Genomic DNA, 26,470 nt, shown 5'->3' on the forward strand with positions numbered 1-26,470 from the left:
CCTCGTGTACTGGCCGTACTCGGGAGCCCCGACAACGCAGGGAGGTGCGGTGCCGGGCAGCGCGGGCCCGGCAAGATCCGAAAGAGACGGCCTAGCGGCCGGGGAGGCGTTCCAGGATGACCAGGGGGATCTCGCGGGGGCGGGCGGCGGCCTGGTCGTCCTCGAAGGGGGGCCAGAGGGCGGTCATCATCTCCCAGTACACCTCCCGTTCCGTCGCGGTGGCCGTGTGCGCCGTCGCCTCGAAGGTGGCGGCGCCGACCTGGAGGCGGACCTCCGGGTGGGCGGTGAGGTTGCGGTACCAGTGGGGGTGCTCCGGGGCGCCGTCCGCGGAGGCCACGACGAGGTAGCGGCCCGCGTCCTCGCCGTAGATCAGCGGGGTGCGTACCGTGGTGTCCGTGGCGCGGTCGAGTGTGGTGATCAGCAGCGTGGGGACGCCGTGCCAGAGGTGGCCGTCGGCGCCGGCGGTGCTGACGTAGGCGCGGACATGGTCGAGCTGCGGACCGGGTCGCGGGTCCGTGGGGTGGTCCCAGTCGACTTCGAGTGTGTGCATTTACCTGTCCTTAGGGTTGCGGCCCCCTGGCGGCTAACGAGCATTAACGATTCTGGATGCGTACGACCCGTAGCGCACGTCTATAGGTCTGAACCAAGCTCTTCACATGGATCTGGAGCTGAGGCATCTCAAGATCGTCAGGGCGGTCGCCGACGCCGGGAGCCTGACCCGGGCCGCGACCGCCCTCGGCCTGGCGCAGCCCGCGCTCAGTACGCAGCTGAAGCGGATCGAGCGGGCGCTGGGCGGCCTGCTGTTCGTGCGCGGGCGGGAGGGCGTGCGGCCCACCGCGCTCGGGGAGCTGGTGCTGGAGCGGGCGAGAGTGGTGCTGCCCGCGGTGTGCGAGCTCCAGGAGGAGGCCCAGCGGTTCGCCCGGCAGGGGGCGCAGGGCTACCGCCTCGGCGGGACGCACGGGCCGCTGCTCGGCGGGCTCGTGGACCGGCTCGCCCACGAGGAGCCGGGCGTGCCGGTGACGACGTACACCTCCTGGTCGGAGAAGGAGGTCGCCGGGAGCGTCGCGGACGGGCGGCTGGACTTCGCGCTGGTCGGCGTCTGCGGGGAGAGCGCGCCGCCCGAGCCGGGGCGGCTGGCGTGGATGGAGGTCGCGCGGGACCCGGTGCACGTGATGCTGGCCGAGGACCACCCGCTGGCCCTGGCCCGGGCCGCGCGGGACGAGGTCGAGCTGGCCGAGCTGGCCGCCGAGGCGTGGACGGACGTACCCGGCGACGGGTGCTTCGGGGACTGCTTCGCCGCGGCGTGCGTACGGGCGGGTTTCACGCCCGCCTGCGTGTACGAGACCGACACCGCCTCCTGCGTGCACCTGGTGCAGGTGGGGCGGGCCGTCGGCCTGTGCCGGGCCACCTTCCCGCCGACCCCGGGGGTCGTCACGCGGCCGCTCGCCGGGACGCCACTGGTGTGGCGGCACGTGCTGGGGTGGCATCCCGCGGCGCGGGTGGCGGCGCGGGCCGCGGGTGTGCTCGGTCATGCGAGGGCTGCGCATGCGGAGGCTCTGGCGAGGGCCGGCGGGGGGTCGGCCCTGCGGGCGACCCCGGTCCGGGCGGCTGCGCCGTCGCCCGCCGCCTAGTCGCGCTGTGGCCGGGCAGGCGTAAAGGACGGGGCTCCGCCCCGGACCCCGCGCCTCAAACGCCGGCGAGGCTGAAAGAGCGCCTCAAGCGCCGGCCAGGCTGAAAGAGCCGGCGGGGCCGAGGAGGGCGGGGCCGGGGCGGGTGGGGCAGCCTTCGGGCGGCTACGGCAGGTAGCGCTCGATGACCTGCGGGCCCTCCTTCTCGATCAGTTTGCGGGCCTTCTCGACCCGCTCCGGAGTCGGGTCGTGGCCTGTCGCCATCACGAGGTCCTCGGGGTCGTACGGTCGTTCCCCGCCCGTGAAGAGCCGGTCCGACCGCGTGGGCTGCTCGTCGGGTTCACTGACCATCGCGTACCTCCTACGTATTCCCCTGGCCCCATACTCCGGCCGCCGCCCCATGAACGCACGTCGGCCGCCGCGCGGCCGCGGGCATAACACCGGGGGAGGGGCCAACCGGCAGCTCCCGCGCGCAGGTTCGGATTTCTACGGTTTCCGCAGACCCCCACCGGAAACCGAGGAGATCCCCCATGCTCAAGCGACACGCCCGCGCGGCGTGTACCGCCCTGGCCGCCGCCGGGCTGCTGCTGGCCGGGACGGGCGGCGCCACCGCCGACCCCGCCCCCGCGGTGCCCTCGGCGGCCGCCGCCCTGCGCACCGCCGACGCCGCCCCCGAGCTGCTCGCCGCCATGCAGCGCGACCTCGGCCTGACCCCCACGCAGGCCAAGGCCCGTCTCGCCCACGAAGCCGAGGCCGGGGCCACCGCCGCCCGCCTGCGGGACCGGCTCGGCGCCGCCTTCGCCGGGGCCTGGGTGGACGGGGCCGACTCCGCCGTGCTCACCGTGGCCACCACCCGGGCCGCCGACACCGCCGCGATACGGGCCACCGGGGCCCGGGCGAAGCTCGTCACCCGTACCCTCGCCGACCTCGACGGCGCCAGGGCCGCCCTGGACCGCGCCGCGGGCCCCGCGACGCCCGTCCGCTACGTCGACCCGCGCTCCAACACGCTGGTCGTCGAGGAGGCCGAGGCCGGGGCCGCCGCCCGGCTGCTCGCCGCCACCGGCACCGACGCGGCCCTGGTCACCGTCGTCCGCACGGCCGAGGCCCCGCGTCCGCTCTACGACCTGCGCGGCGGGGACGCCTACTACATGAACGGCAGCGGCCGCTGCTCCGTCGGCTTCCCCGTGACCAAGGGGACCGTGAACGGCTTCGCCACCGCCGGGCACTGCGGGCGCGCCGGGACCACCACCACCGGGTTCAACCAGGTCGCCCAGGGCTCCTTCCAGGCGTCGGTCTTCCCGGGCAACGACATGGCCTGGGTCGCCGCGAACGCCAACTGGTCCTCGACCCCGTACGTGAAGGGCAGCGGCGGCGCGAACGTGCAGGTGGCCGGTTCGGTGCTGCAGCCGGTCGGGGCGTCGGTGTGCCGGTCCGGGTCGACCACCGGATGGCACTGCGGCACGATCCAGCAGCACAACACCAGCGTCACCTACCCCGAGGGCACCATCTCCGGCGTGACCCGTACGACGGTCTGCGCCGAGCCGGGCGACTCCGGCGGCTCCTACATCTCCGGGAGCCAGGCCCAGGGCGTGACCTCGGGCGGCTCCGGCAACTGCTCCAGCGGCGGGACCACCTTCTTCCAGCCGCTGAACCCGATCCTGTCGGCGTACGGGCTGACCCTCAAGGTCAGCGGCTCCGACCCGGGCCCGGGCCCCGGTCCCGGCGAGCCCGAGCCCGGCGGCACGTGGAAGGCCGGCTCCGTCTACGCGGCCGGCGCCACCGTCACGTACGGCGGCTCGACCTACCGCTGCATCCAGGGGCACCAGGCCCAGACGGGCTGGGAGCCGCCGAACGTCCCGGCGCTCTGGCAGCGGGTCTGACGCACCCGCGCGAAGCCGGGAACCGGTGCCGTGACTGCCAAGGGGGGAGTCACGGCACCTTTACCCGTTCGCGCGGGACGGCCGCCGGTCAGACGAGGACCGCGGCCAGCGTGCCCAGCGCACCGAAGACGGCCAGCAGGCCGCAGATCGACAGGTTGACCGCCCGGTGCTCCCAGAAGACGGCGACGAACTCGCGGATGGTGGCGCTCGGCCAGTAGTACTTCGCGGTGGGGGAGCCCAGGACCTGCCCGTTCACGCCGGTCTTGCGCGCCAGCATCGCCGCCCGGAAGGCGTGGAAGTTGTTGGTGACCACCACGCACCGGTAGCCCGGGTCGTGGGCCTCCATGATCTGCCGGCTGAAGAGCATGTTCTCCTCGGTCGTCGTGGAGCGGTCCTCCAGCACGATGTGCTCCGCGGGCACGCCCTCCGCGATCAGCCAGTCCGCCATCGCCCGGGCCTCCGCGACCTTCTCGTCCGAGCCCTTGCCGCCCGAGACGAGCAGCACCGGCGGCCGGCCGCTCCGGGCCAGCTGGACCTCGTAGATCTGCTGCCCCTTGCGCAGCCGCGAGGCCAGCAGCGGCGGCACGCGGTCCCCGCCGATCAGCCCCGAGCCCAGCATGACCACGTGGTCGACGTCGCCGCGCACCTTGATCCGGCCGTAGAGGTAGGCGTAGCCGAGGAAGCAGAAGAAGACGAAGGAGACGTAGCCGGCGACGACGGTGAGGGTCCCGGCGATGCCGCCCAGGACGGGGGAGCCGACGACGCCGACGAGGACGAGCAGCGCGATCAGCGCGAAGATCGCGAGCCCGGCCAGCATCGACAGCAGGTTGGCCGGGCGGAAGCCCTCCTTGCGGACCATCGTCATGCCGTTGCGGACCAGGAGCACGCCCAGGGCCAGGACGCCGAACGCCGGTGCGGCGAAGGTGAGCACGACGACCGTGGCGGCCGCCCAGAAGGGGAGCTTGGCCACCTGGAGGAAGAGCGCCGAGAAGGCGGTCAGGAAGGTCAGCCCCAGGAGCACGGCGTTGCTGAAGCGCCGCCGGTCCTGTCTGACGCTTATGCAGAACGCGAGGAAGAGCAGGGCGGCGAGGGCGAAGGCGACCATGGCGCCCATCGTAGGCGGCGGATCTAGCGGTGAACGTGGCCGGTTCTGCGCACCGACCGGCCGGCCAGCACCTGGGTCCGGCGCCCGTCGCGGATGACGAACCGTCCGCCGATCAGGACGTGCGGGATGCCCGTGGGCAGGGTGCGGGGCCGCTCGTACGTGGAGCCGGCCGCGACCGTGCCGGGGTCGAAGAGGACGAGGTCGGCGCGGTAGCCCACCCGGACCAGGCCCCGGTCGGGCAGGCGCAGCCGCGCCGCGGGCCGCCCCGACAGGTGCGCGACGCACTCCTCCAGGGAGAGCAGGCCGAGTTCGCGGACGTAGCGGCCGAGGTAGTGCGGGAAGGTGCCGTAGGCGCGCGGGTGCGGCTTCGCGCCCTGGAGGATGCCGTCGGAGCCGCCGGTGTGGGCGCGGTGGCGCATGATCGCCCGGACGTTCTCCTCGTGGCCGACGTGCTGGAGGACCGTCGGGGCGAGCCGGTCGCCGACCAGGAGCCTGCGGGCGGTGTCCCAGCCGTCCAGGCGCGTGCCGACGAGGGCGGCGTACGCGGGGTCGCCGACGCCCGAGATCTCGATCGTCGACCAGTCGACGGGGACCCCGTGGCAGCCGTCGGCGCCCTCGTGCTCCAGGGCGTGGCGGATCCGCTCGGCCGTGCCGTCGTCGCGCAGCCGGGCCAGGACCGCCTCCGGGCCGCCCTCGTTCGCCCAACTGGGCAGCAGGGCCGCGAGGGTGGTGCAGCCGGGGGTGTACGGGTAGCTGTCCAGGGTGATGTCGGCGCCCGCGTCCAGGGCCGCGTCGAGGAGGGCGAGCAGGTCGCCCGCCCGGCCCTCGTTCTCCCCGAAGTTCATGGTGGCGTGCGCGAGGTGCAGGGCGCAGCCCGCCTCCCGGGTCAGCTCGACCATCTCGGCGTAGGCGGCGAGGGCGCCCCGGCCGTAGCTGCGGTGGTGGGGGCAGTAGTAGCCGCCGTAGCGGGCCACCACCCGGCACAGTGCGGTCAGTTCGGCCCCGGAGGCGTACATGCCGGGGGTGTAGGTGAGCCCGGAGGACAGGCCGACGGCGCCCTCGGCGAGGCCGTCGGCGACGAGGGCGCGCATCCGGTCCAGCTCGGCGGCGGTCGCCGGGCGGTCGTCCCAGCCGACGACGTGGGCGCGGACGGTGCCCTGGGGGACGAGGTAGGCGGCGTTGACGGCGACGCCCTCGCCGCCGAAGCCGCGGTCCAGCCGGTCGAGGTACTCGCCGACGGTGCGCCAGTCGAGGTCGACGTCGTCGCCGGGGCCGTTCCAGCCGGCGATCGCCGCCCGCACCCCGGCCAGGGTCCGGTCGTCGACGGGCGCGTACGACAGGCCGTCCTGGCCGAGGACTTCGAGGGTGACGCCCTGGGCGGCCTTCGCGCTGTGGTCCGGGTCGCGGAGCAGGGCGAGGTCGCTGTGGGCGTGCATGTCCACGAAGCCGGGGGCCAGCGCGAGACCGTGCGCGTCGACGGTCTCGCGGCCCCCGGAGAGCCTGCCGACGGCCGTGATCCGGCCCTCGTGGACGCCGACGTCGGCGGTGTACGAGGGGCCGCCCGTGCCGTCGACGACGCGGGCGCCCCGGATGACCAGGTCCACCGGCCGGTGCCTAGAAGAAGGTGCGGACGTAGTCGGTGACGGTGCCGTCGGCCTCCACGACCGGGATCAGCGGCCACTTCTCGAAGATCGTGCAGGGGTGGGACATGCCGAGCGCCACCCAGTCGCCGACCTGGACGTCGTCGGCCGATCCGGTCTCCAGCCAGGCGTGCTGGTCGGACAGCTTGACCACGCGGATGCCGGTGGCGGGCCGCTCCTCGCCGGTGAGCGGGTCGCGGACCAGCTCGGCCTCGGGCAGGCCCAGGTCGTAGGCGATGTCGCGCTTGCCGGCGTTGACGAAGGCCTGGGTGGGGGAGGGGCGGGAGACGACCTGGGTCCACAGGCGGAACGCCGGGCGCAGGCCGCCCTCCTCGGGATGGCGGTTGAAGGGGGTCAGGCGGGTGTACCAGCCGTGGTCGTGGGAGACGTACGCACCCGAGCGGAGCAGCTTCAGGACGGGCCGGGAGAGCTCCGGGAGCTCGGCGAAGACGTCGGCGACGGCGTCGAACCAGGCGGAGCCGCCGGCACTGACGACGATCTCGTCGAGGTCGGGCGCGAACCGGCCCGCCTTGTCGAACTCGACGGCGAGGGCGGTCAGCCGGCGCAGGTACGCGTGCACGCGCGCCGGGTCGGCCTCGGGGACCTCGGCCTCGTAGCCGCCCATGCCGACCAGGCGCAGGGTGCCGGTCGCGGCGACCGCGTCGGCGACGGCGCGGCAGTCCTCGTCGGTGCGGGCACCGGTACGGGCGCCCTCGCCGGCGCCGAGCTCGACGACGACGTCGACGCGGGCCCCGGCGCCCTGCAGGGCCCGGTCCATGAGTTGGACGCCGCGCACGGAGTCGACGTAGCAGACGAACCGGAAGCCGGGGTCGGCGGCGAGCTCCCCGGCCACCCAGCGCAGCGCGGCCGGATCGACGAGCTCGTTGGCGAGGAAGATCCGCTGGATCCCGAAGGCGCGGTAGACGCGGGCCTGGTGGGGGACGGCGGCGGTGATCCCCCACGCGCCGTGGTCCAGCTGGCGGCGGAAGAGCTGCGGGGACATGCAGGTCTTGCCGTGCGGGGCGAAGGCGAGGTCGTGGCGGGCGGCGTAGGTGCCGAGGGCCGCGAGGTTGTGCTCCAGCGCGTCCGCGTCGAGGGTCAGGACGGGGGTGGTGAACCCGCCGGTGTGCAGGTCCCGGCGCTGGGCCGCGAGCTGCCCGACGGTCAGGCCGTCCGCCTGGGCGTCCGGGGGGAGTCCCTTGAACCGGTGGTCCACCGGCTCGTCGGCGAGGTCCTTGACGGGGTCGCTGGCGCTGGCCATGCGGATGCCTCCCGGGCGTGTTGCGTCGGCTGCAACAGTCGTTGCGTGTACCACTGCATGCTGTCTAACATCCCGGGTGACGGCCGGTCAACGTGTGCCGCCGGAGCCGGGGATGCGGGCGACCGTGGGAGAGGGCGAGCGATGAGCCAGTCGGTCGAGAGAGCGCTCGGCATCCTGCCGCTGCTCGCGAAGGGGCCCGCCGGCCTCGGCGACGTGGCCGACGAGCTCGGCGTCCACAAGAGCACCGCGCTGCGCCTGCTGCGCACCCTGAACGAGGGCGGCTTCGTCTACCGCTGCCCCGACGGCCGCTACCGCCTCGGCGCGCGCCTTTTCGCGCTCGCCGCCGAGGCCATCGAGAACCTCGACGTGCGCGAGGTCGCCCGCCCCCACCTGGCCGGGCTGAACCAGGCCACCGGGCACACCGTTCACCTCGCCCTGCACCAGGACGACGAGGTCGTGTACGTCGACAAGGTCGACAGCCGCTACCCGGTGCGCATGTACTCCCGCATCGGCCGGCCCGTGCCCCTCACCGTCGCCGCCGTCGCCAAGTTGCTCCTCGCCGACCTCCCCGAGGCCGAACGCCGGGCCCTCGCCCACCGCATCGACTACCCCCGCTACACCGCCCGCTCCACCCCGGACGCCGAGGCCTTCCTGCGCGAGCTGGACCGCGTACGGGAACAGGGCTGGGCCACCGACCTGGGCGGCCACGAGGAGTCGATCAACTGCCTGGGCGCGCCCGTGCGCGGCCCCGACGGGCGGGTCGTCGCCGCGCTGTCGGTCTCCGCGCCCGGCGTGGTCCTCCCGGCGGACGGGCTGCTCGAACTGCTGCCGCAGGTGCTGCGCACCGCCGGTGCCATCAGCCAGGACTATTCAGGAGTACAGGAGAGCGCGTGACCGAGAAGACCGCCATCACCCCCGACACCCACACCGCGGCGCCCGCGAAGTTCTCGCACGGCGTGCGCAAGGGGAACATCCTGCAGGTCGCCGGCCAGGTCGGCTTCCTCCCGCACGTGGACGGCCGGCCGCCGACGCCCGCGGGCCCGACGCTGCGCGAGCAGACCCTCCAGACGCTGGAGAACGTCCGCTCCGTGCTGGAGGCCGGCGGCGCGGGCTGGGACGACGTGATGATGATCCGCGTCTACCTCACGGACACGGAGCACTTCGCGGAGATGAACGGCCTCTACGACGCCTACTTCGAGGAGCAGGGCCTGAAGGAGGCCCCGGCGGCCCGGACCACCGTGTACGTGGGCCTGCCGGCCGGGCTGCTCATCGAGATCGACGCCCTCGCGGTCCTGGGCTGACGCCCGCCGCGCACAGGCGGGCGCCCCGCCGCGGACGGGAGGGTACGCCCCTCCGGCGGCGGGGCGCCCCCCGGTTCAGGTGACGGCCGCGAGCGGTACTGCGAGCGGCACAACGAGCAGTACTACGAGCAGTACTGGGCTTCCTTGCCGATCGAGCGGTACATGCAGTCCGCGTTCTCCAGCAGCTGGAGCACCGCGTCCTTGTTGCGGGCGGTCTCGCGGTCGATCACCTCGTCCGGCGGGTAGAAGCCGCCGCCGCCGCTCTCCGGGTACATCTCGAAGGTGTAGGCGAAGATCTTCTGGTTGCCCCACAGCCAGTCGTCGATCGTGCCGTCCGTGATGTACAGGTCGCTCGACTGCTCCGGCGTGTAGCCGTTGCTGCCGGCCATGCCGGTGCCGATCTTCTTGTAGACGGCGAGGTCGTCGGCGGTCAGGCCCGGGGCGGTGTCGTTGTAGGTGTAGCCGAAGGGCCACAGCACGAGCTCGCTGTAGGTGTGGAAGTCGATCGCGGCCTTGATCTGCTGCTTGCCGCCGACCACCCGGCTGCGCACGAAGTCCGAGACGACCTTCACCTCGGGCGCCGACTCGGCGGCCGCGCCCCGGTAGGTCTCGGAGCTCTTGCTGCTGCTGGAGCCGCCGCAGCAGCCCCACTTGTAGTTCCAGTTCCGGTTCTCGTCGGTGCCGACGTAGGAGGACCCGGAGTTCGGCTGCCGGTTCTTGCGCCAGGAGCGGTAGGAGCCGGTGGCGATGTCGTACTCGCCGCCGTCGGGGTTGAGGTCCGGGACGATCCAGATCTCGCGGCCGTTGACGGCATTGGTGACCCGGGAGTCGGTGCCGTACTTGGAGGTGAACTCCTTGAGCAGGTAGAGCGCCATCTCGACGGTCAGGTGCTCGCGGGCGTGCTGGTGCGCCGTGAAGAGCACCTCGGGCTCGGACTCGTCCGTGGCGACGTTGTCGCTGATCTTGATGGCGAGGAGGTCGCGGCCCTGGTACGACTTGCCGATCACCCGCTTGGAGGCGATCGCCGGGTACTGCGCGACGAGCGTGTTGATCTCGGCCGTCGCCTCGGCGTAGTTGTGGTACTTCGAGTCCGCCGAGGGGAAGTCCATCGGGCTCGCCGCGATGCCGGGCAGCGAGCGGTCCGGGGGCCCGGGCAGCGGCGTCAGCTTGTAGCCGAGCGCCTTCAGCTTCTTGGCCTGCATGGTGTCGGCGCTGACCACGACGGTGTGGTCGTCCACCTCGTCGATGGAGACGCCCGTACCGAGCAGGGCGGTGCGGTCGGCGACGGTGGAGGGGCCGTGGATCCGGTACTGGACGATGGCCTCGTCCTGGGTGGCGGTCGACGGGCTGGGCGGTGGCGCCGCCGTCGCACTCATGCCGTAGGCGGGTGCGCCGAGCGCGAGCGCCAGCAGGGCCGCCGTCAGGCCGGCCCTCCGGCGGGTATGGAGCCGCATGCGTTCTCCTGGGTGGGGAGTGTGGGGGTAGCCGTGCGGACGCGCTCAGCGTCCTCTCGTGGCATGTCCCGGTCAAGGACCTCGGGTGTCCGCCGAACCGATCCGGCCACCCCCCACAGGTACCGCCTACGGGAGCCCGTGGACCTTGGGACCCACCGAGTTCGACCAAGCACTACCCGCCTTGGCGTCCCAGTTGGTCGACCAGGTCATCGCGCCGCGCAGCGCGGGGTAGGTCTTCGACGGCTTGAAGGATCCGCAGTTCGTGCCCCGGGTCAGGCAGTCCAGGGCGTTGTTGACGACGGTCGGGGAGACGTAGCCGCTGCCCGCGCCGCTGGGGGAGGCCGGGACGCCGATGCCCACCTGGGAGGCGTCGAGGCCGCCCTCCAGCTGGATGCAGGCCAGCGCGGTGAGGAAGTCCACCGAGCCCTGGGAGTAGACCTTGCCGTCGCAGCCGTTCATCGCGCCGCTGTTGTAGTACTGCATGTTGACGACGGTGAGGATGTCCTTGATGTTGAGCGCCGTCTTGAAGTAGCCGCCCTGCGGGGACTGCATGTCGATCGTCTGCGGCGCCATGGTGATGACGAGCGAGGGGCCGGCCTTCGCGGACAGGGCGCGCAGCGCCTGCGTCATGTAGGTGGGGTTGAGGCCGTTCTCCAGGTCGATGTCGATGCCGGTGAAGCCGTACTCCTGCATCAGGGCGTACGCCGAGTTCGCCAGGTTGGTCGCGGAGGCCGAGTCGTTGACCGTGATGGTCCCCTTCTCGCCGCCGATCGAGAGGATGACCGACTTCCCGGCCGCCTTCTTCGCGGCGATGTCCGCCTTGAACTGGGCGACGGTGTACCCGCCGAGGCCGGCCGAGTCGAGGTTGAAGGCGATGGCGCCGGGCGTGGTGGTGGCGTCGGCGAAGGAGACGGCGATGATGTCGTACTGGGCGGAGACGTCGGAGATCTTCTGGACGGTCGCGCCGTTGTTGAAGTTCTGCCAGTAGCCGGTCAGGGCGTGCTTGGGGACGGCCGGGTTGCCCGGGTTGCCGCCGCCGGTCGTGGTCCCGGTGACGGGCGCGGACTTCGGGCCCTCGCCGGCCGTGTTGTACGCGCTCACCTGGAAGGAGTACGAGGTGGACGGCGCGAGACCGGTGACCGCGGTGGAGGTCCCGGTCACGGTCTGGACGCGGGCGCCGTCCTGGTAGACGTGGTAGCCGGCGGCCCCGCCGACCGCGTTCCACGAAAGGGTGAGTCCGTTCGCGCTCTGGCCGGAAACAGCGGTCCCGGCCGGTGCGCCCGGGATGCCGGGGCCGGGGTCGGTGCCCCCGCCGCCGTCCGGGCCGAAGACGCTGAAGTCGTCGACGGTGTAGGCCGGCTGGCCGTACCAGCCGTGGGTGTAGACGGTGACCTGGGTGGTGGAGGGGCCGGTGGTGAAGGTGGTGGACAGCTTCTGCCAGCCGCCGCCCGAGCCGGGGGTCCAGGTCGAGACGTCCTGGGTGCCCGTCCCCGTCGCGCCGAGGTAGACGTAGCTGCCCTGCACCTGCGTGCTCAGCGTGTACGTCGAGTTCGGCTTGACCGTGACGGTCTGGCTGCAGCGGGCGTTGTCGGAACCGGCCGGGGTGGCCTTCAGCGCGCCGGCCCCGGCGTACACGGGCGAGGAGACGGCGGCGCCGCTGCCGCCGGAACAGGACCAGTTGGCCAGGCCCGACTCGAAGCCGCCGTTGCGGGCGACGTTGATGTCCGCGGCCTGTGCGGCGCTCGCGGCGAGGGCCGTCAGGGCCCCGGCGGCGACGGTGACGGCGATCGGCAGGGAGAGGGAGCGTATGCGGTTCACGTGGGCTCCGTGGGGGGAGGTGTCGTGGGGAAGGGAGAGCCGGGCCGCGTGGGGTGGGGCCGACTCACGGCGTGCGCTGCCAAGTTGGTCCAGACCAATCCCCGTGTCAAGAGTCTTCGCAAAGTGGCTTGAAATGGCTCAATGCGCGATCCCTGTTGTCCGGGTTTCCCGTCACCTGTGACCGGTGCCTTACGCACGGGAATCACCAAGCCCCTGACCTGCCAGGGGTGACGCGGTTATGGTGCTGGGGCAAGGGGGGATGGGCGACGGCCGTCCGCGGTCGCGCAGTGGTGCGCGCACGCGACGCGGCTGCGACGCGTCCCCGTCGAGCGCGCGAACGTCCGGGCGTACGGGGAACGTGGGGGAACGGGGGAATTCGCGTGCCGACCGCCATCGCAGTCACCAGCGACGATCTGGTGCTTCCGGCCCCCGACCGGCACACGCCGGGGGCCGCCCTGCTGCACCCGCCCGAACAGCACGACCTGGAATCGGCGCTCGCCGGGACCAGCGCCCTGCTGGAACGGCACGGCCACCTCGTGGCGCTCGTACCGCCCTGGCTCCCGCGCGCCACCGTCCAGCGGCTGCACACCGTCCGGGCCATCCTGGAAACCGACCGGATCGCGCTGCTCGACATCGATCTCCCGCCGCTGGGAACGGCCCTGCTGGCCCGTCAGCTGCGCCAGCTCAGCGTCTGCGACTTCAGCCCCGGCGTCATCGCCTCCGCGGCCCGGCTGCTGTCGCACTACATCTACGCGGGCGCCCTGCTCGGCTCGGTCGCCAAGCTCGACCGGGTCCGCGTGCCCGTCGGGCTCGGGGCGCACGCCCGGTCCTGGTCGCCGAGCGCGCAGTTCGCCGTACTCGCCCACCCGACACCGCACCTGGCCAAGCTGGGCTCCGGGGGCGGCGGGCGCACCGGACGGGGCGGGTCGCACGGCGCGTCGCACGCCGCCCACGGTGCGGGGGCCGCGGCCCTGCCCGCCGGGCCCGACTTCGCCACCCAGCTCACCTTCGCGCGCGGCCAGCTCGCCTCCGACTGGGTCGCCGCCGAACTGGCCCCCGCCTGGCAGGTGCAGGGCGTCATGGAGAACCCGCTGCCGGCCGCCTCACCCGCCTGGTGGGGCACTCCCAAGCTCGTCGAGTTCGCCGCCGGCATCCCCGACCTGTCCGTGCTCTACCAACTCGTCGCCTCGGTCCGCCGCGAGCAGTGCCGCTGGTGCGGCCTCGAACTCATCGGCGACCGCTGCGGCTTCTGCGCCGCTCCGCTCACCGCCCCACCGCCGACCGCGGCGACGTCGGCGAGCACCGGCCGCTCCAGACCCTGACCGACGACCGAACGTACGAATGAAGAAAGAACGGCGAGGTAGTACGGCCTATGAACTCACGCCAGCGCCGCGGCGTCATTCTGCTGCTCCTGTCGGTCCTGTGCGCCCTGGGGGCCTTCGCCGGAGTCCTCGTGGTGATCGGCGACGTCAACTCCAAGGTCGGGTCCGAGGTCGTCGCCTACCGTGCCAAGGCCGACATAGCCCCGTACAGCCCGCTGGGGCCCGGCCAGTTCGAGGAGATCAGGATCCCCGAGCGGTGGCTGTCCGACACGGCCGTCACCGACCTCGGCGCACTCAAGGACAAGATCGCGCTCACCACCCTGAAGAAGGGCTCGCTGCTCCAGACGGACATGGTCGTCGACCGGCCGCAGCTCCAGCCCGGTGAGCAGGAGATCGCCATCATGATCGACGCGGCCACGGGAGTGGCCGGCAAGATCACCTCGGGCGCCAAGGTCAACATCATCGCCACCTTCAAGGGCGCCAAGGACACCGAACCCTCCCGTTCGGTGATCATCGTCGCCAACGCCCGCGTCCTGAACGTCGGCAAGCTCACCGCCCTGGAGAAGGACGGCGACCGCAAGGGCCCCGCCGAGGCCGTCCCGATCACCTTCGCCCTCAGCACCAAGGACACCCAGCGCGTCGCCTACGCCGAGTCTTTCGCGGAACACGTGCGCCTGGCCCTGGTCGCCCCCGGCACCGATTCCGCGCCCGCCGCCGGAGACCGTACGTACACCCTCGACGGGGACAGGTGAGGCCCGGATGACCACGCGAATCCTCCCCGCGGTCGGCGACCCGGACGCGGCCCGCATCTTCTCCACCCTGCTGAGCCAGCTCCCCTCGGCGGAACCCTCCCCGCCGGTACCCGACTCGACCACCCTGCTGGACACCCTCGCCCGCCTCGCCGTCGAATCGCTCGACGAACTCCCCGAGGTGGTCCTCGTCCACGAGCGCATCGGGCCGGTGCCCGCACTGGAGCTCATCCGGGAAGTCGCCCTCCGCTTCCCGGCGGTGGGGGTCGTCCTGGTGTCCTCGGACGCCGGCCCGGCGCTCTTCTCCGCCGCCATGGACTCCGGCGCCCGCGGCCTCGTCGGCCTGCCGCTGTCCTACGACGAGCTCGCCGCCCGCGTCCAGGCCGCCGCCCAATGGTCCGTCGGCGTCCGCCGCCACCTGGGCCGGGGCGCCGCCGACGCCGACGCCCTCACCGGGCCGGGCGGGCGGGTCGTCACCGTCACCGGAGCCAAGGGCGGCGTGGGCACCACCTTCACCGCCGTCCAGTTCGCCCTGGCCGCCGCCGCGTCGGGGCGGCGCACCGCACTGGTCGACATGGACCTCCAGGCCGGCGACGTGGGCTCGTACCTCGACGTGCAGTTCCGGCGGTCCATCGCCGACCTCGCCGGGATCCAGGACATCTCGGCGCGGGTCCTCCAGGACGCCGTCTACGAGGACCGCACCGGGCTCGCGCTGCTCCTCGCCCCGGCCGACGGCGAACGCGGCGAGGAGGTCGACGACCGCGCCGCCCGCCACATCCTCGGCGCCCTGCGCAGCCGCTACGAACTCGTCGTCGTCGACTGCGGGACCCAGGTGACCGGAGCCAACGCCGCCGCGGTGGAGATGGCGGACACCGCGGTCCTGGTCACCACCCCCGACGTCATCGCGGTCCGGGCCGCCAAGCGCATGGTCCGCCTGTGGGAGCGGCTCCAGGTCCGCAAGGCCGAGGACACCGCGATGGTCGTCAACCGCTGGAGCAAGCACACCGAGATCCAGCCCGCCCTGATCGAGAAGATCACCAAGACCCGCGCCACCCGCACCCCCGTCCCGGCCGCCTTCAAGGAGCTCCAGGCCGTGGTGGACGCGGGCCGCCTCCAGGACCTCGACAACCGCTCCACGGTCAAGCAGGCCCTGTGGACCCTGGCCGGCGAACTCGGCCTCCTCGCGGCCCCGGACACCGCCGCGGCGGCCCCGGCCCCGCCGGGCGGCGCCCTGACCCTGCGCGCCGCGGGCACGGTCTCCCGCCTGCGCCGCGGCCGGGAGGGCTGACGGATGCGGACGACGCCCGCCCGGAGAGGGACCCGCGGGAACCGGGCCGACGGGCGCGCCCGGGGAGACCGGGGCGCCCGGGGCGATCGTGGCCAGGTGGCGATCGAGTTCGTCGGCACGGTCCCGCTGATCCTGCTCCTGGTGGCGGCGGTCTGGGAGTGCGTACTGATCGGCTACGCCTTCTCCCTGGCGGGCAACGCGGCGGACGAGGCGGCCCGCGCGGGCGCGGTGCACGGGGACGCGGCCTGCGGCGCGGCGGCGCGGGAGCACATCGGGGAGGCGTGGGGCCTTGAGGTGGTGTGCCAGGAGTCCGGCGACATCTACCGGGCCAAGGTGCGCCTCTCCATTCCCGTCCTCCACCCGGCGCTCAACTTCGGCGGGATCGACGGCACCGGCGGCGCCGCGCTGGAGAAGGAGGCCGAGTGACATGAGGCGGCGCATCCGTTCCGACCGGGGCCAAGTGGCCCTGGAGTACATCGGCTTCGTACCGATCCTGCTGTTCGTCGCGCTGTGCGGGATCCAGCTGGGCTGGGTCGCGTACGTCCACGAACAGGCGGACACGGCCGCCCGGACGGCGGCCCGCGTGGAGGCTCAGCACCGGGGCAGGGGAGAGGCAGCGGGCGTGGCGGCCGTCCGGGAAGGGCTCGGTGCACGCGTCGTCGTGAGCAGGACGGCCGACGCCGTCACCGCAGTCGCCACCATCCCCGTCAACTCGATCATCCCCGGGCTGAACCCGGAAGACGCCACAGCCACGGCAGTCATGCCCAACGACGACCCCGAGGTGACCGGACCATGAGCCTGCGTTCCCGGGTCAGCACCCCCGACGACCGCCACGGCCCGCGCGAGGACGGCCGGCTGGTCTCCTCCTACCGCGCCAAGCTGCTGGAGGAGATCGACCTCGCCGAGATGTCCGCGCTCGCACCCGCCGAGCGCCGGGCGCGCCTGGAACGCGTACTCGGGCACATCATCAGCCGCGAGGGCCCGGTCCTGCCCACCGCCGAGCGCGCACAGCTCATCCGCCGCGTCGTCGACGAGGCCCTCGGGCTCGGCGTGCTCGAACCGCTCCTCGAAGACGCCTCCATCTCCGAGATCATGGTCAACGGCCCCGACCAGATCTTCGTCGAGCGGGCCGGGCGCGTCGAGCAGCTCCCCATCCGCTTCGCCTCGCACGAACAGCTCATGCAGACCATCGAGCGCATCGTCTCCACCGTCAACCGCCGCGTCGACGAGGCCAACCCGATGGTCGACGCCCGCCTGCCCAGCGGCGAGCGCGTCAACGTCATCATCCCGCCGCTCTCCCTGACCGGCGCCACCCTCACCATCCGCCGCTTCCCGCGCGCCTTCACCCTGCACGAGATGATCGCCCTCGGCTCCCTCGACGAGCAGATGCTCCTACTGCTGTCGGGCCTGGTCCAGTCGAAGATGAACGTGATCGTCTCCGGGGCCACCGGCACCGGCAAGACCACCCTCCTCAACGCCCTCTCCGGCCTGATCCCGGAGGGCGAGCGCATCATCACCATCGAGGACTCGGCGGAACTCCAGCTCCAGCAGGCCCACGTCATCCGCCTGGAATCACGCCCGGCGAACGTGGAGGGCAAGGGCCAGATCACCATCCGCGACCTCGTACGCAACTCCCTGCGCATGCGTCCCGACCGCATCATCGTCGGCGAGGTCCGCGGCGGCGAGACCCTCGACATGCTCCAGGCCATGTCCACCGGCCACGACGGCTCGCTGGCCACCGTCCACGCCAACAGCTCCTCCGACGCCCTGACCCGCCTGCAGACCCTGGCCTCCATGTCGGAGGTCGAGATCCCCTTCGAAGCCCTCCAGGACCAGATCAACAGCGCCGTCAACGTCATCGTCCAGCTGACGCGCTTCGGCGACGGCTCCCGCCGCATCACGGAGATCTCCATCCTCGAGTCACACGGCCGCGAACCCTTCCGGATCACCACCGTCTGCCGGTTCGCCGCCCAGCCCATGGGGCCGGACGGCCGCGTCCACGGCTACTTCGAGTACTACCCGCTGCCCCGCCGCATCGCCGAACGCCTCTACATGAACAACCAGCCCATCCCGCAGGCCTTCGGCGTCGCGCTGCCCGACGACCCCCTCACCACCCCGCACATCACACGGACCGCCCTGTGAACCCACTGATCCTCCTCACCCTCGGCATCACGCTGCTGGCCTGCGTCCTCGCGGTCGTCGGCCTGCAGGCGTACGCGGCCGGCCGCGCCCAGCACGCAGCCCTCGTCGAACGCCTCTCGGCGAGCGGCCTGCCCGAACCGCTCGGCCGGGTAAGGCGCTTCCGGAAGATCGACCGCCGGCTGCGGAAGACGAAGTTCGGCCGCCGGATCGAACAGAAGCTGGCGACCACGGGCTTGGACCTCACGCCCGGCGAGTTCTTCGTCTACATGCTCGGCTCCATCGCGGGCGTCTGGCTCATCGCCTCGTCCCTCCTCGCCCCGTTCTTCGGGCCGGTGGCCGGACTGATCGGCGTCTGGGCGGCGAACGCGTTCCTCGGCTGGCAGCGGGCACGGCGTACGGAGCGCTTCATCAACCAGCTCCCCGACCTGGCCCGCATCCTCGCCAACGCCACCCAGGCCGGACTGGCCCTGCGGACCGCCATCGGCATCGCGGCGGAGGAACTGGAGGCACCGGCGGGCGAGGAACTCGCACGGGTCGCGGACCGCCTCGCCGTGGGCCACTCCATCGAGGAGTCCCTGGGAGAACTCACCGAGCGCCTGCCGTCCCGCGAACTCGTCGTCCTCGTCTCCACCCTCGTCCTGTCGGCCCGGGCCGGCGGCGCAATCGTGGACAGCCTGCGCAACCTGACGGTGACGCTGGAGCAGCGCAAGGAGACCCGGCGGGAGATCCGCACCCAGCTGTCGCAGGTCACGGTGACGGCCTACCTGGTCCCGGCCATCGGGCTCGGCTCGCTGCTCCTCGTCGACATGATGATGCCGGGCGCGCTGGACCGTATGACGGGCGCGTTCTTCGGGCAGACGGCCGTCCTCGTCTCCCTGGGCCTCTTCGCGCTGGGCTTCGTCCTCATCCGCCGCCTGTCGAAGATCGACGTGTGAGGGGGCGGACGCGACGATGACCGGACTCCTCCTCGCACTCGCCGTCGGCCTCTCGGTGTTCGGCGCCTTCCACGGCATCCGCCTCTACCGGGCGGACGTGAAACTCCCCACCGACCTCGCCCTGGCCCTGGAGGTCGGAGCGACCCGTACGACGGCGGTCGGGTCGCTGGTCGACCGCCTCGGCATCCGCTGGGCGCCGCTGGTGCTGCGCGCGATGGGCCCGACCCGGGTGGCCCGCAAGCGCCGGCAGATCGACATGGCGGGCAACCCGGCCGGCCTGACGATCGACCGGTACGCGGCCCGGCGCGCCGTGTACGGGCTGCTCGGCGCCGCCGGGGCCTTCTCCATGCTGGTCAACGGCCAACTGGTCGCGGCCCTGCTGATGGTGGCCTTCGGCCTGTTCTGGATCGAGGTCGGCCTGTGGTCGGCCATCCGGGTGCGCCGCGACCACATCGAGCGGACCTTGCCGGACTTCCTGGACGTGCTCGCGGTCGTCGTCAGCGCCGGGCTGGGCTTCCGGCAGGCGCTGGAGCGGGTCGCCGACAAGTACGAAGGTCCCTGGGCCGACGAAATCCGCATCACGCTGCAGCAGATGAACATGGGCGTCAGCCGGCGCCAGGCCTTCGACGAGCTGCGGCGGCGCAACGACAGCGAGCAGGTCGCGCAGTTCGTGACGGCCCTCCAGCAGGGCGAGGAACTGGGCTCCCCGATCGTCGACACGCTGATCGCGATCGCCGAGGACATGCGCCGCACGGACGCCCAGAACGCCCGCCGGCGCGCCGCCCGGGCCGTGCCCAAGGCCACGTTCGCCGTGACGATGTTCATGCTGCCCGGCACGCTCATCCTCCTCGTGTGCGGTTTCGTCTACGGCGCGAACGTCGACTTCGGTGCGCTGTTCGGGGGTGGCTGAGCCGTGGCGCGGCTGAGCGTGCTCATCGCCGACGGGAACCCGGTGATCCGGGCGGGTCTCGCCGCCATCCTGGGCGGGGCCGCGGACATCGAGGTGACCGCCCAGGCCGCGGACGGCCGCGAGGCGCTGAGCCTGACGCGTCGGCATGCTCCGGACGTGGTCCTGCTGGACGTCCGGATGCCGGGGGTGGACGGGATCTCCGCGCTGCCACACCTGGTGCAGCTGGCGCCCGTACTGATGCTGACGTACAGCAGCGAAGCCGAAATCGTCCGCGAGGCCCTGCTGCTGGGCGCCGGGGGCTACCTCGTGCACGGCGAGTTCACGGCGGACGACCTGCTCAGGGCCGTGCACGACGCGCCCCTGGGCCGCCCCCACTTCACCCCGTCGGCGGCGAGTGCCCTACTGGCGGAACTACGGGCCTCTTCGCATCCGCAACGAGATGTGGCACAGTCGTCCGAGCGGATGCACAACTCTGTTGTCTTCGGGCTGAGTTCCCGGGAGGTGGAGATCATGGATCTGATCGCGTCCGGGATGAGCAATCAGCAGATCGCAGCCGCCTGCTTCATCAGCGAGAAGACGGTCAAGAACCACATCAACCGCATCTTCGCGAAGCTCCGGAGCGCCACGCGCAGCGAGGCGATAGCCCGCTGGCTGGGAACCGCCCGTCCAGGAGTGACCGGTCATGGGTAGACAGAGTGCGCAGTGGGTCCGTAATTGGGTCCCGGGACCCTTGGTCACGACTGGTGACTCGCCGTACCGTCCGCAGATCGACACCGGTACCGGCCCGGGAGGGAACCCCCATGTCACAGAACACGCTGCTGAAGGCCGCCGTGGAGGCGCGGATCAGGGTGAACGGGTGGGCGGACACGGCCGTGACAAGGCTTCGCAAGCGCCACGCCCAACTGGACCGCGGCCAGACGGCCTTCGAGTACCTGGGCATCATCCTGGTGGTCATCGTGATCGTCGGAGCGATCGTCGGCTCTGGCATCGGGACCGAGATCACCACCAGGATCAAGCAGGCCGTGAAGGACATCAAAGCCGGCTGATGACGCCGCGTGGACAGCGAACGGCCGACCGGGGGCAGGCCTTCCCCATCTACGTGATCGTGGTGGCGGGTCTGCTCTTCGCCGCGCTCGCCTTCTTCGTCGTCGGCCAGGCCTCCACCACGCGGAGCGACGCCCAGGGGGCGGCGGACGCTGCCGCCCTCGCGGCCGGGCGGGCAGCCAGGGACGACGTGCTCCTGGGCCTCGACCTCGTCTCCTTGAAGCCCGCGGACTGGACGAAGATCCTGGAAGGGAAGCTCTTCGCCGTGGGCGGTGCGTGCGGCGAGGCCTCGGCCTTCGCTGCGAAGAACAGCGCGACGGTGACCTCGTGCGAGCCCGCTCTCCCCAGGTTCACCGTCTCCGTGGAGACCGAGGGGACCGTCGGTGAATCGGTGATCCCCGGGACCGAAGGCATGCACGGAACCGCCACGGCCACGGCCCTGATCAAGCCGAAGTGCCGGCTGGGTGCGGTTTCCACCCCGGCACCCACCCCCACCCCCACCGCCACTCCCCTTCCCACCCCATCGGCCGGGGGCGGTGCGACGGCCGAGCCGACCCCGTCGACGGTGACCTTCGTGTGCGGTGGGGAGTCGGTCAAGCTCGACCCGCTCAAGCCGGGCTCGCTCAGTGAATTGACCAGAAGACTGTTCAGCGTGCGACTCGTCGGCTGACAGGGAACGAGAGACAAGGAAGCGTTCGTAGATGAGCATTCGGCGCATGGTGAAGGCTCGCAGGGGACTGGCTGTTGCAGGTGCGGCGGTCATGGCCCTCACGCTGGCCGGGTGTGGCGGCAATGACGGCGACAGCAAGCCGAAGGCGGACCAGAAGCCGTCGACGCCGCAGTCTCAGGGATCGGGGGCTCAGAACCCGGCGCCGAGTGCGAGCCAGGGCTCCGAGCCGACCGCAGTGATCGCCACCGTGAACGGAGCGAGTGGCATGACACTCGTGATCAATTCCTTGCAGCGGGATCCCGGTGGGTTTCTGACCGTCAACGGGCAGATCAAGAACACGGGCAGTCAGTCCTTCACCGGTACTTCGGCATGGCGGGGGATCGAGCTGAAGGGCAGCGGGGAGTCCGTGGCCGGTGCCACCCTCGTCGACAAGGCCGGCAAGAAGCGCTACTACGTACTTCGGGACACCGAAGCGCGCTGCCTCTGCACCACGGGGATCTCGAGCGTGGATCCGGGCCAAGTGGTTCCGTTCTTCGCGCAGTTCCCTGCCCCGCCGACCTCGACCACAGAGGTGGAGTTCAGCCTGCCCACCTTTGCCACGGCCACTGTCAAAATCTCGGGGTGACCCCATGACAACACGCCACCGCACCGTCGCCGCCACGGCAGCCGCCGGTCTTGTGATCGCAGGAGGACACCTGGTCGGGGCCGGCTCCGCGTACGCCGATGACGTGAAGCCCTCGGTGCCGCCCGGCACGGAGCCTTCGGCTTCCGCGCCCGTGGCGATCGACTCCAACGCCCCCGGGCTGAAGATCCCGCAGGGCGGAACCCTGGCACCGGTGAAGGTGCTGGACATCGCAGAGGTCGTCGAGGACCTCGGTGGGGAGCAGCGGCGTCAGGAGACCAACGAGACCGTCATGATGGCGCTGCAGTCCGAGGTGCTCTTCCCCGAGGACAGCGCCGTGTTCAACGCGCAGGCGGCCGCCCGGATCCAGGCCATCGGGAACGAGATCAACCAGTCCAAGGCCACCCGCATCCGGGTCTTCGGCTTCACCGACGACCAGGGCAGCTACGAGCACGGCAAGGAGCTGTCCAAGCAGCGGGCCGACGCCGTGCACAACGAGCTGGCCAAGACCGTGACGAACCCGAGCGTCGTCTTCGACGTCCGCGGCTACAGCGAGGACTACCCGATCGCCGACAACGGCACCGAGGAAGGCCGCAAGAAGAACCGCCGCGTGGAGATCACCTTCCCGCGCGGCGCGGGCTGAGTCAGCTCGGCCCCGGTCCCGCGGGCCCCGGTCCGGCGGGGCGCGGCCGCTGCCGGAGGCGACCGCGGGAGGCTTCCACGATCGTTCCGAGTACGAGGGACTGGACCAGCACGCACACGACGAGTTCGGCGATGAAGATCCACGTCGCCGGCTGGCCGTCCCCGTGGAGCAGCGGCACGAGCATGAACAGCGGGAACGCGCACAGCGCCGGCAGCACCCACACGAAACCGGGGTCCTCGGCGAACAGCGTGACGGCCGTCGCGACGGCGATGGCGACACCGACGAGCCCCAGGTAGATCGCCGAAGCGGGGTTCGCGAAGGTCAGGCGGGCGAGCGTGCGCGTGCGAGTGGTCATCGGTTTCCCCAGACGGTGTGGACTGCCTCCATGGTCCGCAAGGCACGGGGGCTTGTCCTGAGTACGCGTACCCAGACCCGGCGTGGTCCGGGCACGCGTACCGCGGCGACCCGGGGGAGGGGTCAGCCGAACTGCCCCGGCTGGTAGTCGCCGGCCGGCTGCTGGATGATCACGTTCATCCGGTTGTAGGCGTTGATCAGCGCGATGAGGGACACCAGCGCGGCCAGCTGGTCCTCGTCGTGGTGCTTGGCGGCGTTGGCCCATGCCTCGTCCGTGACCCCGCCGGCCGCGTCGGCGATGCGCGTGCCCTGCTCGGTCAGCTCCAGGGCCGCCCGCTCGGCGTCGGTGAACACCTTCGCCTCGCGCCAGGCCGCGACGAGGTGGAGGCGCTGCGCGGTCTCCCCGGCGTGTGCGGCGTCCTTGGTGTGCATGTCGGTGCAGAAGCCGCAGCCGTTGATTTGGCTGGCCCGGATCTTCACCAGCTCCTGGGTGGCCGCCGGGAGGGTCGAGTCCGAGACGACCTTGCCCGCGGAGTTGATGTACCTCGCGAACTTGGTGGCGACGGCGTTTCCGTACATGTTGAGTCGGGCTTCCATGGCGGTCTCCTGGTCTGCTTGCCGTGTCGACGGTTACACAGCCCTGACGGATGCCACCGGGCGGATGTGACGGCCCGGCGCGGCGCACGGCAGTGACCTGCGTCACTGCCACATGAGGGCCTCCGCGGCCTCGCGCGCCCTGAGGGCCGGCTCCGGGCCGGGGTTCAGGGCGGCCACCACCGTCGCGCCCTCGACCAGGATCAGCAGCTGGTCGGCGAGTGCGGGCGGAGCCCCGGCCGGGACCAGCTCGGCCAGGAGGGCGTGGAGCTCGGCCTTGTGGACGCGTACGACCTCCGGTGCGGCCGCGCCGAGCTCCCCGTACGCGTTGAGGAAGGCGCAGCCCCGGAAGTCCGGCTCCGAGAACCACCGGGCCAGCCAGTCGAAGACGGCGGGGACCGGCTCCGCGCTGCCCGTCGCCGCCTCGCGCAGGTCGGCCGTCCAGCGGCGGTCGCGGCGTTCGAGGTAGGCCGTGACCAGGGATTCCTTCGCCGGGTAGAGCCGGTAGAGGCGCTTGAGCGGCACTCCGGACGCGGTGCGGATGCGGTCCATGCCCACCGCCTGGATGCCGTGGCGGTAGAACAGCTCCTCCGCGGCGTCCAGCAGTCGGGTCCGTGCCTCGTCGTCGTCCATGGGGGCAGCGTAGCCCGATGGCGCTTGCGGTGAGAACGGTCGTTCTCCTAGGGTGGGCGACGGCTGGAGAACGATCGTTCTCCGCGCCCTCCGCTCCGGAAGGAAGCGCCATGACCCGTCCGCCCCTGCCGCCCTTCACCGAGGAATCCGCCCGCGCCAAGGTCCAGGCCGCCGAGGACGCCTGGAACAGCCGCGACCCCGAGCGCGTCGCCCTCGCCTACACCGAGGACTCCGTCTGGCGCAACCGCGACCGCTTCCTGACCGGCCGGGACGAGATCCGCGCGTTCCTCGCCGACAAGTGGGAGCGCGAGCTCGACTACCGGCTGCGCAAGGAACTGTGGGCCCACACCGGCAACCGCATCTCCGTCCGCTTCGAGTACGAGTGGCACGACGCCTCCGGCCAGTGGTGGCGCAGCCACGGCAACGAGCAGTGGGAGTTCGACGACGACGGCCTGATGCGCCGCCGCGAGGCCAGCATCAACGACGTCCCGATCGCCGCCGAGGACCGCCGGATCCGCTGAACGGACCGCCGGGCGCGGGCACTCGGGAACCACCCCGAATCCGAGTACGCCCGCGCCCGGCCAGGGCCGTTTCGAGCTGGTACGGCAAGCCCGCCCCTTCCCCGAACGAACGCAGCACGCGCGACGAGCAGGACGCGTTCTGGTCTGCTACGGCACCGGTGCCCCAGCGGGCCCGTCTGACAAGATGATCAAACCTCCGCGGGGAGGCCGGCAGGGCATCGGACAGGGGGACCAGGCATGGCTCGGACTCGTGTGAACGGCGTCGACCTCTACTACGAGATCAAGGGCGAAGGCGAACCGCTCGTGCTCGTCCACGGCTCCTGGACCGACCACCACAGCTGGCACGCCGTCCTGCCGCACCTCACCCGCACCCACCGCGTACTCGTCTACGACCGCCGCGGGCACAGCCTGAGCGAGCGCCCGCCGGGCCAGGGCACGCGGGCCCAGGACGAGGACGACCTGGCCGCGCTCATCGAGCTGCTCGGCGCCCCGGCCCACGTCGCGGCGAGTTCCTTCGGCGGGTCGGTCGCGCTCGGCCTCGCGGCCCGCCGCCCCGAACTGCTGCGCAGCCTCGCCGTCCACGAGCCGCCCCTGACCGCCGTCGTGGCCGGCGATCCGGAGCTCGACCGGCTGATGCGCCAGGCGCAGGCCCCCATCGACGCAGTCATGGCGGAGGTGCGCGCGGGCGACTCCGAGGCCGGCGCGCGCCGGTTCGTCGAGGAGGTCGTGTTCGGGCCGGGCGCGTGGGACGGCATGCCCGACCCGGCCCGGCGGACGTTCGTCACCAACGCCCCCACCGCCGCGGACGAACAGGGCGACCCGGACTGGAACACCGTGGACCTCGCCGCTCTCGCCGGCTACGCCGGCCCGGCGATGCTGAGCAAGGGCACCGACAGCCCGCAGTGGTTCGGCGCGATCGTCGACCGGCTCGCGCAGGTGATCCCCGGGGCGCGGGCGCAGACCCTGCGCGGCGAGGGGCACGTCCCCCACCTCACCGCCCCGCAGCGCTACGCCGACCACCTCCTCGCCTTCCTCGCCCCGACCGGCTCCGCACCCCGCTGATGAGATGAGGGCCGATGGTTACGCACATCGCTCGACACGACTTCGCCACGCCTGACGTGAGCGAAACCATGGCGCCGGTGCTCGAGAGCGCCGAGGAGGCCCTGGCGGGCCTCGTGACATCCGAGTTCGACCGGTACGACGCGCTCACGCTGACGCTCGCGGCAGCGAAGTGGCACTGCCTCGAGGATCCCGTCGCGGACCGGTTCACGACGTGGAAGGCGTGGATCCTCGCGATGCAGACCGGGTCTGCGCTGTTCGCCGCAGGGCGGGCCGCCGAGGGCACCGTCACCTGCCGGATCGGGGTCAACGGCGAGCAGCGGGAGTTGCCGGCGACCGGACCGCAGGAATATCTGCACGCCGGGAACTGGCTCACCTCGTTCTACCTGGCCGCGATCTGCCGCGAGAACGGCCGCGTGAACGAGCTCGCGCACGTTCCGCAGTCCTTCCTTCGTGCTTCTGATGCGGAATTCGACGAATACATCTATGCGTGGATCGAAACCATCCAGCACCACTGGCACGGCCGGCAGGAGACCTGGGACACGCTGGTCCGGGCCGTTGACGGCACGGACCCCGCGCATGTGCGGATCGCCGGCCAGGAACTCATGCTGAAGATCCTGTATCCGCCGCTCCAGCTCTTCCACCGGTATGTCGCCCGCGAGAACGACCTGTTCAACGAAGCCCTGGCCGACGCGCTGAACCGGCACAAGGAGTACTGGACGGCGAACGAGGACCGGGCGCGGAGCGGCGAGGGCCTGGTGGCTCTCGGGCCGCTCGCCATCGCCTGCATGGCCCGTGACGCAGGCATGCCGATCGAGGTCGAGTCCGCGTACCTGCCGCAAGAACTGCTGGAGTTCGGCTGGGTGGGCGAAGTGGACGCCTGAGCCGCGATCGAAG

At 72.0% G+C, this 26,470-nt stretch carries 30 protein-coding genes; 20 read left to right on the plus strand and 10 right to left on the minus strand.

Annotated elements, in window-relative coordinates:
* Positions 1-91: 91 nt before the first annotated feature.
* A complete protein-coding gene (locus tag AB0O53_RS08885) occupies positions 92-550 on the minus strand; it encodes a nitroreductase/quinone reductase family protein (protein ID WP_350988269.1) in 459 nt (152 codons plus the stop codon).
* 106 nt (positions 551-656) lie between these two features.
* On the opposite strand from AB0O53_RS08885, the gene AB0O53_RS08890 reads away from it, so the two are divergent.
* Positions 657-1,631: a LysR family transcriptional regulator gene (locus AB0O53_RS08890; protein ID WP_365194197.1), complete on the plus strand. Its 975-nt coding sequence runs from the start codon at positions 657-659 to the stop codon at positions 1,629-1,631.
* Between the two features lie 162 nt (positions 1,632-1,793).
* On the opposite strand, the gene AB0O53_RS08895 is transcribed toward AB0O53_RS08890, so the two are convergent.
* Complete coding sequence (locus tag AB0O53_RS08895; protein ID WP_030034983.1) at positions 1,794-1,979, minus strand: hypothetical protein; 186 nt, start codon at positions 1,977-1,979, stop codon at positions 1,794-1,796.
* Between the two features lie 179 nt (positions 1,980-2,158).
* On the opposite strand from AB0O53_RS08895, the gene AB0O53_RS08900 reads away from it, so the two are divergent.
* Positions 2,159-3,508 (plus strand): carbohydrate-binding protein, encoded by a 1,350-nt coding sequence (locus AB0O53_RS08900; RefSeq protein ID WP_350988267.1) that lies wholly within the window; start codon positions 2,159-2,161, stop codon positions 3,506-3,508.
* Between the two features lie 88 nt (positions 3,509-3,596).
* Here the strand turns inward: AB0O53_RS08900 and AB0O53_RS08905 are convergent, their stop codons facing one another.
* The 3 genes from AB0O53_RS08905 to AB0O53_RS08915 are packed head-to-tail and all read right to left on the minus strand — an operon-like array spanning position 3,597 to position 7,514.
* Positions 3,597-4,613 (minus strand): YdcF family protein, encoded by a 1,017-nt coding sequence (locus AB0O53_RS08905; RefSeq protein WP_350988266.1) that lies wholly within the window; start codon positions 4,611-4,613, stop codon positions 3,597-3,599.
* 23 nt (positions 4,614-4,636) lie between these two features.
* On the minus strand, positions 4,637-6,217 hold the full coding sequence (locus tag AB0O53_RS08910) for an N-acyl-D-amino-acid deacylase family protein (protein WP_365194201.1): 1,581 nt from the start codon (positions 6,215-6,217) through the stop codon (positions 4,637-4,639).
* A gap of 10 nt (positions 6,218-6,227) precedes the next feature.
* Positions 6,228-7,514, minus strand: coding sequence for an amino acid deaminase (locus AB0O53_RS08915; protein WP_350988262.1), 1,287 nt, complete (start codon positions 7,512-7,514; stop codon positions 6,228-6,230).
* A gap of 141 nt (positions 7,515-7,655) precedes the next feature.
* On the opposite strand from AB0O53_RS08915, the gene AB0O53_RS08920 reads away from it, so the two are divergent.
* Positions 7,656-8,408, plus strand: a complete 753-nt coding sequence (locus tag AB0O53_RS08920) for an IclR family transcriptional regulator (RefSeq protein ID WP_350988260.1) — start codon at positions 7,656-7,658, stop codon at positions 8,406-8,408.
* Positions 8,405-8,815: a RidA family protein gene (locus tag AB0O53_RS08925; RefSeq protein WP_350988258.1), complete on the plus strand. Its 411-nt coding sequence runs from the start codon at positions 8,405-8,407 to the stop codon at positions 8,813-8,815. Before AB0O53_RS08920 ends, AB0O53_RS08925 begins: the two co-directional genes overlap by 4 nt.
* Before the next feature lie 122 nt (positions 8,816-8,937).
* On the opposite strand, the gene AB0O53_RS08930 is transcribed toward AB0O53_RS08925, so the two are convergent.
* Both AB0O53_RS08930 and AB0O53_RS08935 read right to left on the minus strand, forming a co-directional pair.
* A complete protein-coding gene (locus tag AB0O53_RS08930) occupies positions 8,938-10,269 on the minus strand; it encodes a M14 family metallopeptidase (protein ID WP_350988256.1) in 1,332 nt (443 codons plus the stop codon).
* Positions 10,270-10,395: 126 nt separating this feature from the next.
* Positions 10,396-12,087 (minus strand): chitinase, encoded by a 1,692-nt coding sequence (locus AB0O53_RS08935; protein ID WP_365194206.1) that lies wholly within the window; start codon positions 12,085-12,087, stop codon positions 10,396-10,398.
* Between the two features lie 380 nt (positions 12,088-12,467).
* Here AB0O53_RS08935 and AB0O53_RS08940 point away from each other — a divergent pair, with 380 nt between their 5' ends.
* The 13 genes from AB0O53_RS08940 (at position 12,468) to AB0O53_RS09000 (ending at position 22,412) form a co-directional block, all read left to right on the plus strand.
* The gene (locus tag AB0O53_RS08940; protein WP_365194208.1) at positions 12,468-13,409 is read left to right on the plus strand and encodes a hypothetical protein; all 942 of its coding nucleotides are present in this window, start codon (positions 12,468-12,470) and stop codon (positions 13,407-13,409) included.
* Between the two features lie 50 nt (positions 13,410-13,459).
* Positions 13,460-14,161 (plus strand): Flp pilus assembly protein CpaB, encoded by a 702-nt coding sequence (gene cpaB, locus AB0O53_RS08945; protein ID WP_365194211.1) that lies wholly within the window; start codon positions 13,460-13,462, stop codon positions 14,159-14,161.
* Positions 14,162-14,168: 7 nt separating this feature from the next.
* Complete coding sequence (locus tag AB0O53_RS08950; RefSeq protein WP_365194213.1) at positions 14,169-15,446, plus strand: CpaE/TadZ family protein; 1,278 nt, start codon at positions 14,169-14,171, stop codon at positions 15,444-15,446.
* Positions 15,447-15,542: 96 nt separating this feature from the next.
* Entirely contained in the window at positions 15,543-15,872 is a 330-nt protein-coding gene (locus AB0O53_RS08955) for a TadE/TadG family type IV pilus assembly protein (protein WP_365194215.1), read from the plus strand.
* A 1-nt stretch (position 15,873) separates the two neighbouring features.
* Positions 15,874-16,242: a TadE/TadG family type IV pilus assembly protein gene (locus AB0O53_RS08960; protein ID WP_365194217.1), complete on the plus strand. Its 369-nt coding sequence runs from the start codon at positions 15,874-15,876 to the stop codon at positions 16,240-16,242.
* Positions 16,239-17,588: a TadA family conjugal transfer-associated ATPase gene (locus AB0O53_RS08965; RefSeq protein WP_365194220.1), complete on the plus strand. Its 1,350-nt coding sequence runs from the start codon at positions 16,239-16,241 to the stop codon at positions 17,586-17,588. Before AB0O53_RS08960 ends, AB0O53_RS08965 begins: the two co-directional genes overlap by 4 nt.
* A complete protein-coding gene (locus AB0O53_RS08970; protein WP_350988241.1) occupies positions 17,585-18,523 on the plus strand; it encodes a type II secretion system F family protein in 939 nt (312 codons plus the stop codon). Before AB0O53_RS08965 ends, AB0O53_RS08970 begins: the two co-directional genes overlap by 4 nt.
* Before the next feature lie 16 nt (positions 18,524-18,539).
* Positions 18,540-19,433, plus strand: a complete 894-nt coding sequence (locus AB0O53_RS08975; RefSeq protein ID WP_350988239.1) for a DUF5936 domain-containing protein — start codon at positions 18,540-18,542, stop codon at positions 19,431-19,433.
* A gap of 3 nt (positions 19,434-19,436) precedes the next feature.
* Positions 19,437-20,123, plus strand: a complete 687-nt coding sequence (locus tag AB0O53_RS08980) for a response regulator (RefSeq protein ID WP_350988237.1) — start codon at positions 19,437-19,439, stop codon at positions 20,121-20,123.
* A 110-nt stretch (positions 20,124-20,233) separates the two neighbouring features.
* Positions 20,234-20,479, plus strand: coding sequence for a hypothetical protein (locus AB0O53_RS08985; protein ID WP_266498154.1), 246 nt, complete (start codon positions 20,234-20,236; stop codon positions 20,477-20,479).
* Complete coding sequence (locus AB0O53_RS08990; RefSeq protein WP_365194224.1) at positions 20,479-21,147, plus strand: pilus assembly protein TadG-related protein; 669 nt, start codon at positions 20,479-20,481, stop codon at positions 21,145-21,147. Before AB0O53_RS08985 ends, AB0O53_RS08990 begins: the two co-directional genes overlap by 1 nt.
* Before the next feature lie 31 nt (positions 21,148-21,178).
* A complete protein-coding gene (locus tag AB0O53_RS08995) occupies positions 21,179-21,772 on the plus strand; it encodes a hypothetical protein (RefSeq protein ID WP_435886629.1) in 594 nt (197 codons plus the stop codon).
* A gap of 4 nt (positions 21,773-21,776) precedes the next feature.
* Positions 21,777-22,412 (plus strand): OmpA family protein, encoded by a 636-nt coding sequence (locus tag AB0O53_RS09000; RefSeq protein WP_365194228.1) that lies wholly within the window; start codon positions 21,777-21,779, stop codon positions 22,410-22,412.
* 1 nt (position 22,413) lies between these two features.
* Here the strand turns inward: AB0O53_RS09000 and AB0O53_RS09005 are convergent, their stop codons facing one another.
* The 3 genes from AB0O53_RS09005 to AB0O53_RS09015 all read right to left on the minus strand — a co-directional run bounded on the left by AB0O53_RS09005 (position 22,414) and on the right by AB0O53_RS09015 (position 23,993).
* A complete protein-coding gene (locus AB0O53_RS09005) occupies positions 22,414-22,767 on the minus strand; it encodes an SCO4225 family membrane protein (RefSeq protein ID WP_350988230.1) in 354 nt (117 codons plus the stop codon).
* Between the two features lie 122 nt (positions 22,768-22,889).
* Positions 22,890-23,363 (minus strand): carboxymuconolactone decarboxylase family protein, encoded by a 474-nt coding sequence (locus AB0O53_RS09010; protein ID WP_350988228.1) that lies wholly within the window; start codon positions 23,361-23,363, stop codon positions 22,890-22,892.
* Between the two features lie 102 nt (positions 23,364-23,465).
* Positions 23,466-23,993: a TetR/AcrR family transcriptional regulator gene (locus AB0O53_RS09015; RefSeq protein WP_365194231.1), complete on the minus strand. Its 528-nt coding sequence runs from the start codon at positions 23,991-23,993 to the stop codon at positions 23,466-23,468.
* A gap of 110 nt (positions 23,994-24,103) precedes the next feature.
* On the opposite strand from AB0O53_RS09015, the gene AB0O53_RS09020 reads away from it, so the two are divergent.
* From AB0O53_RS09020 to AB0O53_RS09030, 3 genes are all read left to right on the plus strand, one after another.
* A complete protein-coding gene (locus AB0O53_RS09020; RefSeq protein WP_365194233.1) occupies positions 24,104-24,514 on the plus strand; it encodes a nuclear transport factor 2 family protein in 411 nt (136 codons plus the stop codon).
* A gap of 237 nt (positions 24,515-24,751) precedes the next feature.
* Complete coding sequence (locus tag AB0O53_RS09025) at positions 24,752-25,576, plus strand: alpha/beta fold hydrolase (protein ID WP_350988222.1); 825 nt, start codon at positions 24,752-24,754, stop codon at positions 25,574-25,576.
* Between the two features lie 14 nt (positions 25,577-25,590).
* A complete protein-coding gene (locus AB0O53_RS09030) occupies positions 25,591-26,457 on the plus strand; it encodes an immunity 49 family protein (protein WP_350988220.1) in 867 nt (288 codons plus the stop codon).
* Positions 26,458-26,470 lie beyond the last annotated feature (13 nt).

The organism is Streptomyces erythrochromogenes, assembly GCF_040684695.1.
Taxonomy (GTDB): domain Bacteria; phylum Actinomycetota; class Actinomycetes; order Streptomycetales; family Streptomycetaceae; genus Streptomyces; species Streptomyces erythrochromogenes_C.

Bases quoted from the DNA above. Each gene is read 5' to 3' on its own strand.
- AB0O53_RS08885 (WP_350988269.1), bottom strand. From the start codon at position 550: ATGCACACACTCGAAGTCGACTGGGACCACCCCACGGACCCGCGACCC.
- AB0O53_RS08890 (WP_365194197.1), top strand. From the start codon at position 657: ATGGATCTGGAGCTGAGGCATCTCAAGATCGTCAGGGCGGTCGCCGAC.
- AB0O53_RS08895 (WP_030034983.1), bottom strand. From the start codon at position 1,979: ATGGTCAGTGAACCCGACGAGCAGCCCACGCGGTCGGACCGGCTCTTC.
- AB0O53_RS08900 (WP_350988267.1), top strand. From the start codon at position 2,159: ATGCTCAAGCGACACGCCCGCGCGGCGTGTACCGCCCTGGCCGCCGCC.
- AB0O53_RS08905 (WP_350988266.1), bottom strand. From the start codon at position 4,613: ATGGTCGCCTTCGCCCTCGCCGCCCTGCTCTTCCTCGCGTTCTGCATA.
- AB0O53_RS08915 (WP_350988262.1), bottom strand. From the start codon at position 7,514: ATGGCCAGCGCCAGCGACCCCGTCAAGGACCTCGCCGACGAGCCGGTG.
- AB0O53_RS08920 (WP_350988260.1), top strand. From the start codon at position 7,656: ATGAGCCAGTCGGTCGAGAGAGCGCTCGGCATCCTGCCGCTGCTCGCG.
- AB0O53_RS08930 (WP_350988256.1), bottom strand. From the start codon at position 10,269: ATGCGGCTCCATACCCGCCGGAGGGCCGGCCTGACGGCGGCCCTGCTG.
- cpaB (WP_365194211.1), top strand. From the start codon at position 13,460: ATGAACTCACGCCAGCGCCGCGGCGTCATTCTGCTGCTCCTGTCGGTC.
- AB0O53_RS08950 (WP_365194213.1), top strand. From the start codon at position 14,169: ATGACCACGCGAATCCTCCCCGCGGTCGGCGACCCGGACGCGGCCCGC.
- AB0O53_RS08960 (WP_365194217.1), top strand. From the start codon at position 15,874: ATGAGGCGGCGCATCCGTTCCGACCGGGGCCAAGTGGCCCTGGAGTAC.
- AB0O53_RS08965 (WP_365194220.1), top strand. From the start codon at position 16,239: ATGAGCCTGCGTTCCCGGGTCAGCACCCCCGACGACCGCCACGGCCCG.
- AB0O53_RS08975 (WP_350988239.1), top strand. From the start codon at position 18,540: ATGACCGGACTCCTCCTCGCACTCGCCGTCGGCCTCTCGGTGTTCGGC.
- AB0O53_RS08985 (WP_266498154.1), top strand. From the start codon at position 20,234: ATGTCACAGAACACGCTGCTGAAGGCCGCCGTGGAGGCGCGGATCAGG.
- AB0O53_RS08990 (WP_365194224.1), top strand. From the start codon at position 20,479: ATGACGCCGCGTGGACAGCGAACGGCCGACCGGGGGCAGGCCTTCCCC.
- AB0O53_RS08995 (WP_435886629.1), top strand. From the start codon at position 21,179: ATGAGCATTCGGCGCATGGTGAAGGCTCGCAGGGGACTGGCTGTTGCA.
- AB0O53_RS09000 (WP_365194228.1), top strand. From the start codon at position 21,777: ATGACAACACGCCACCGCACCGTCGCCGCCACGGCAGCCGCCGGTCTT.
- AB0O53_RS09005 (WP_350988230.1), bottom strand. From the start codon at position 22,767: ATGACCACTCGCACGCGCACGCTCGCCCGCCTGACCTTCGCGAACCCC.
- AB0O53_RS09010 (WP_350988228.1), bottom strand. From the start codon at position 23,363: ATGGAAGCCCGACTCAACATGTACGGAAACGCCGTCGCCACCAAGTTC.
- AB0O53_RS09015 (WP_365194231.1), bottom strand. From the start codon at position 23,993: ATGGACGACGACGAGGCACGGACCCGACTGCTGGACGCCGCGGAGGAG.
- AB0O53_RS09020 (WP_365194233.1), top strand. From the start codon at position 24,104: ATGACCCGTCCGCCCCTGCCGCCCTTCACCGAGGAATCCGCCCGCGCC.
- AB0O53_RS09025 (WP_350988222.1), top strand. From the start codon at position 24,752: ATGGCTCGGACTCGTGTGAACGGCGTCGACCTCTACTACGAGATCAAG.
- AB0O53_RS09030 (WP_350988220.1), top strand. From the start codon at position 25,591: ATGGTTACGCACATCGCTCGACACGACTTCGCCACGCCTGACGTGAGC.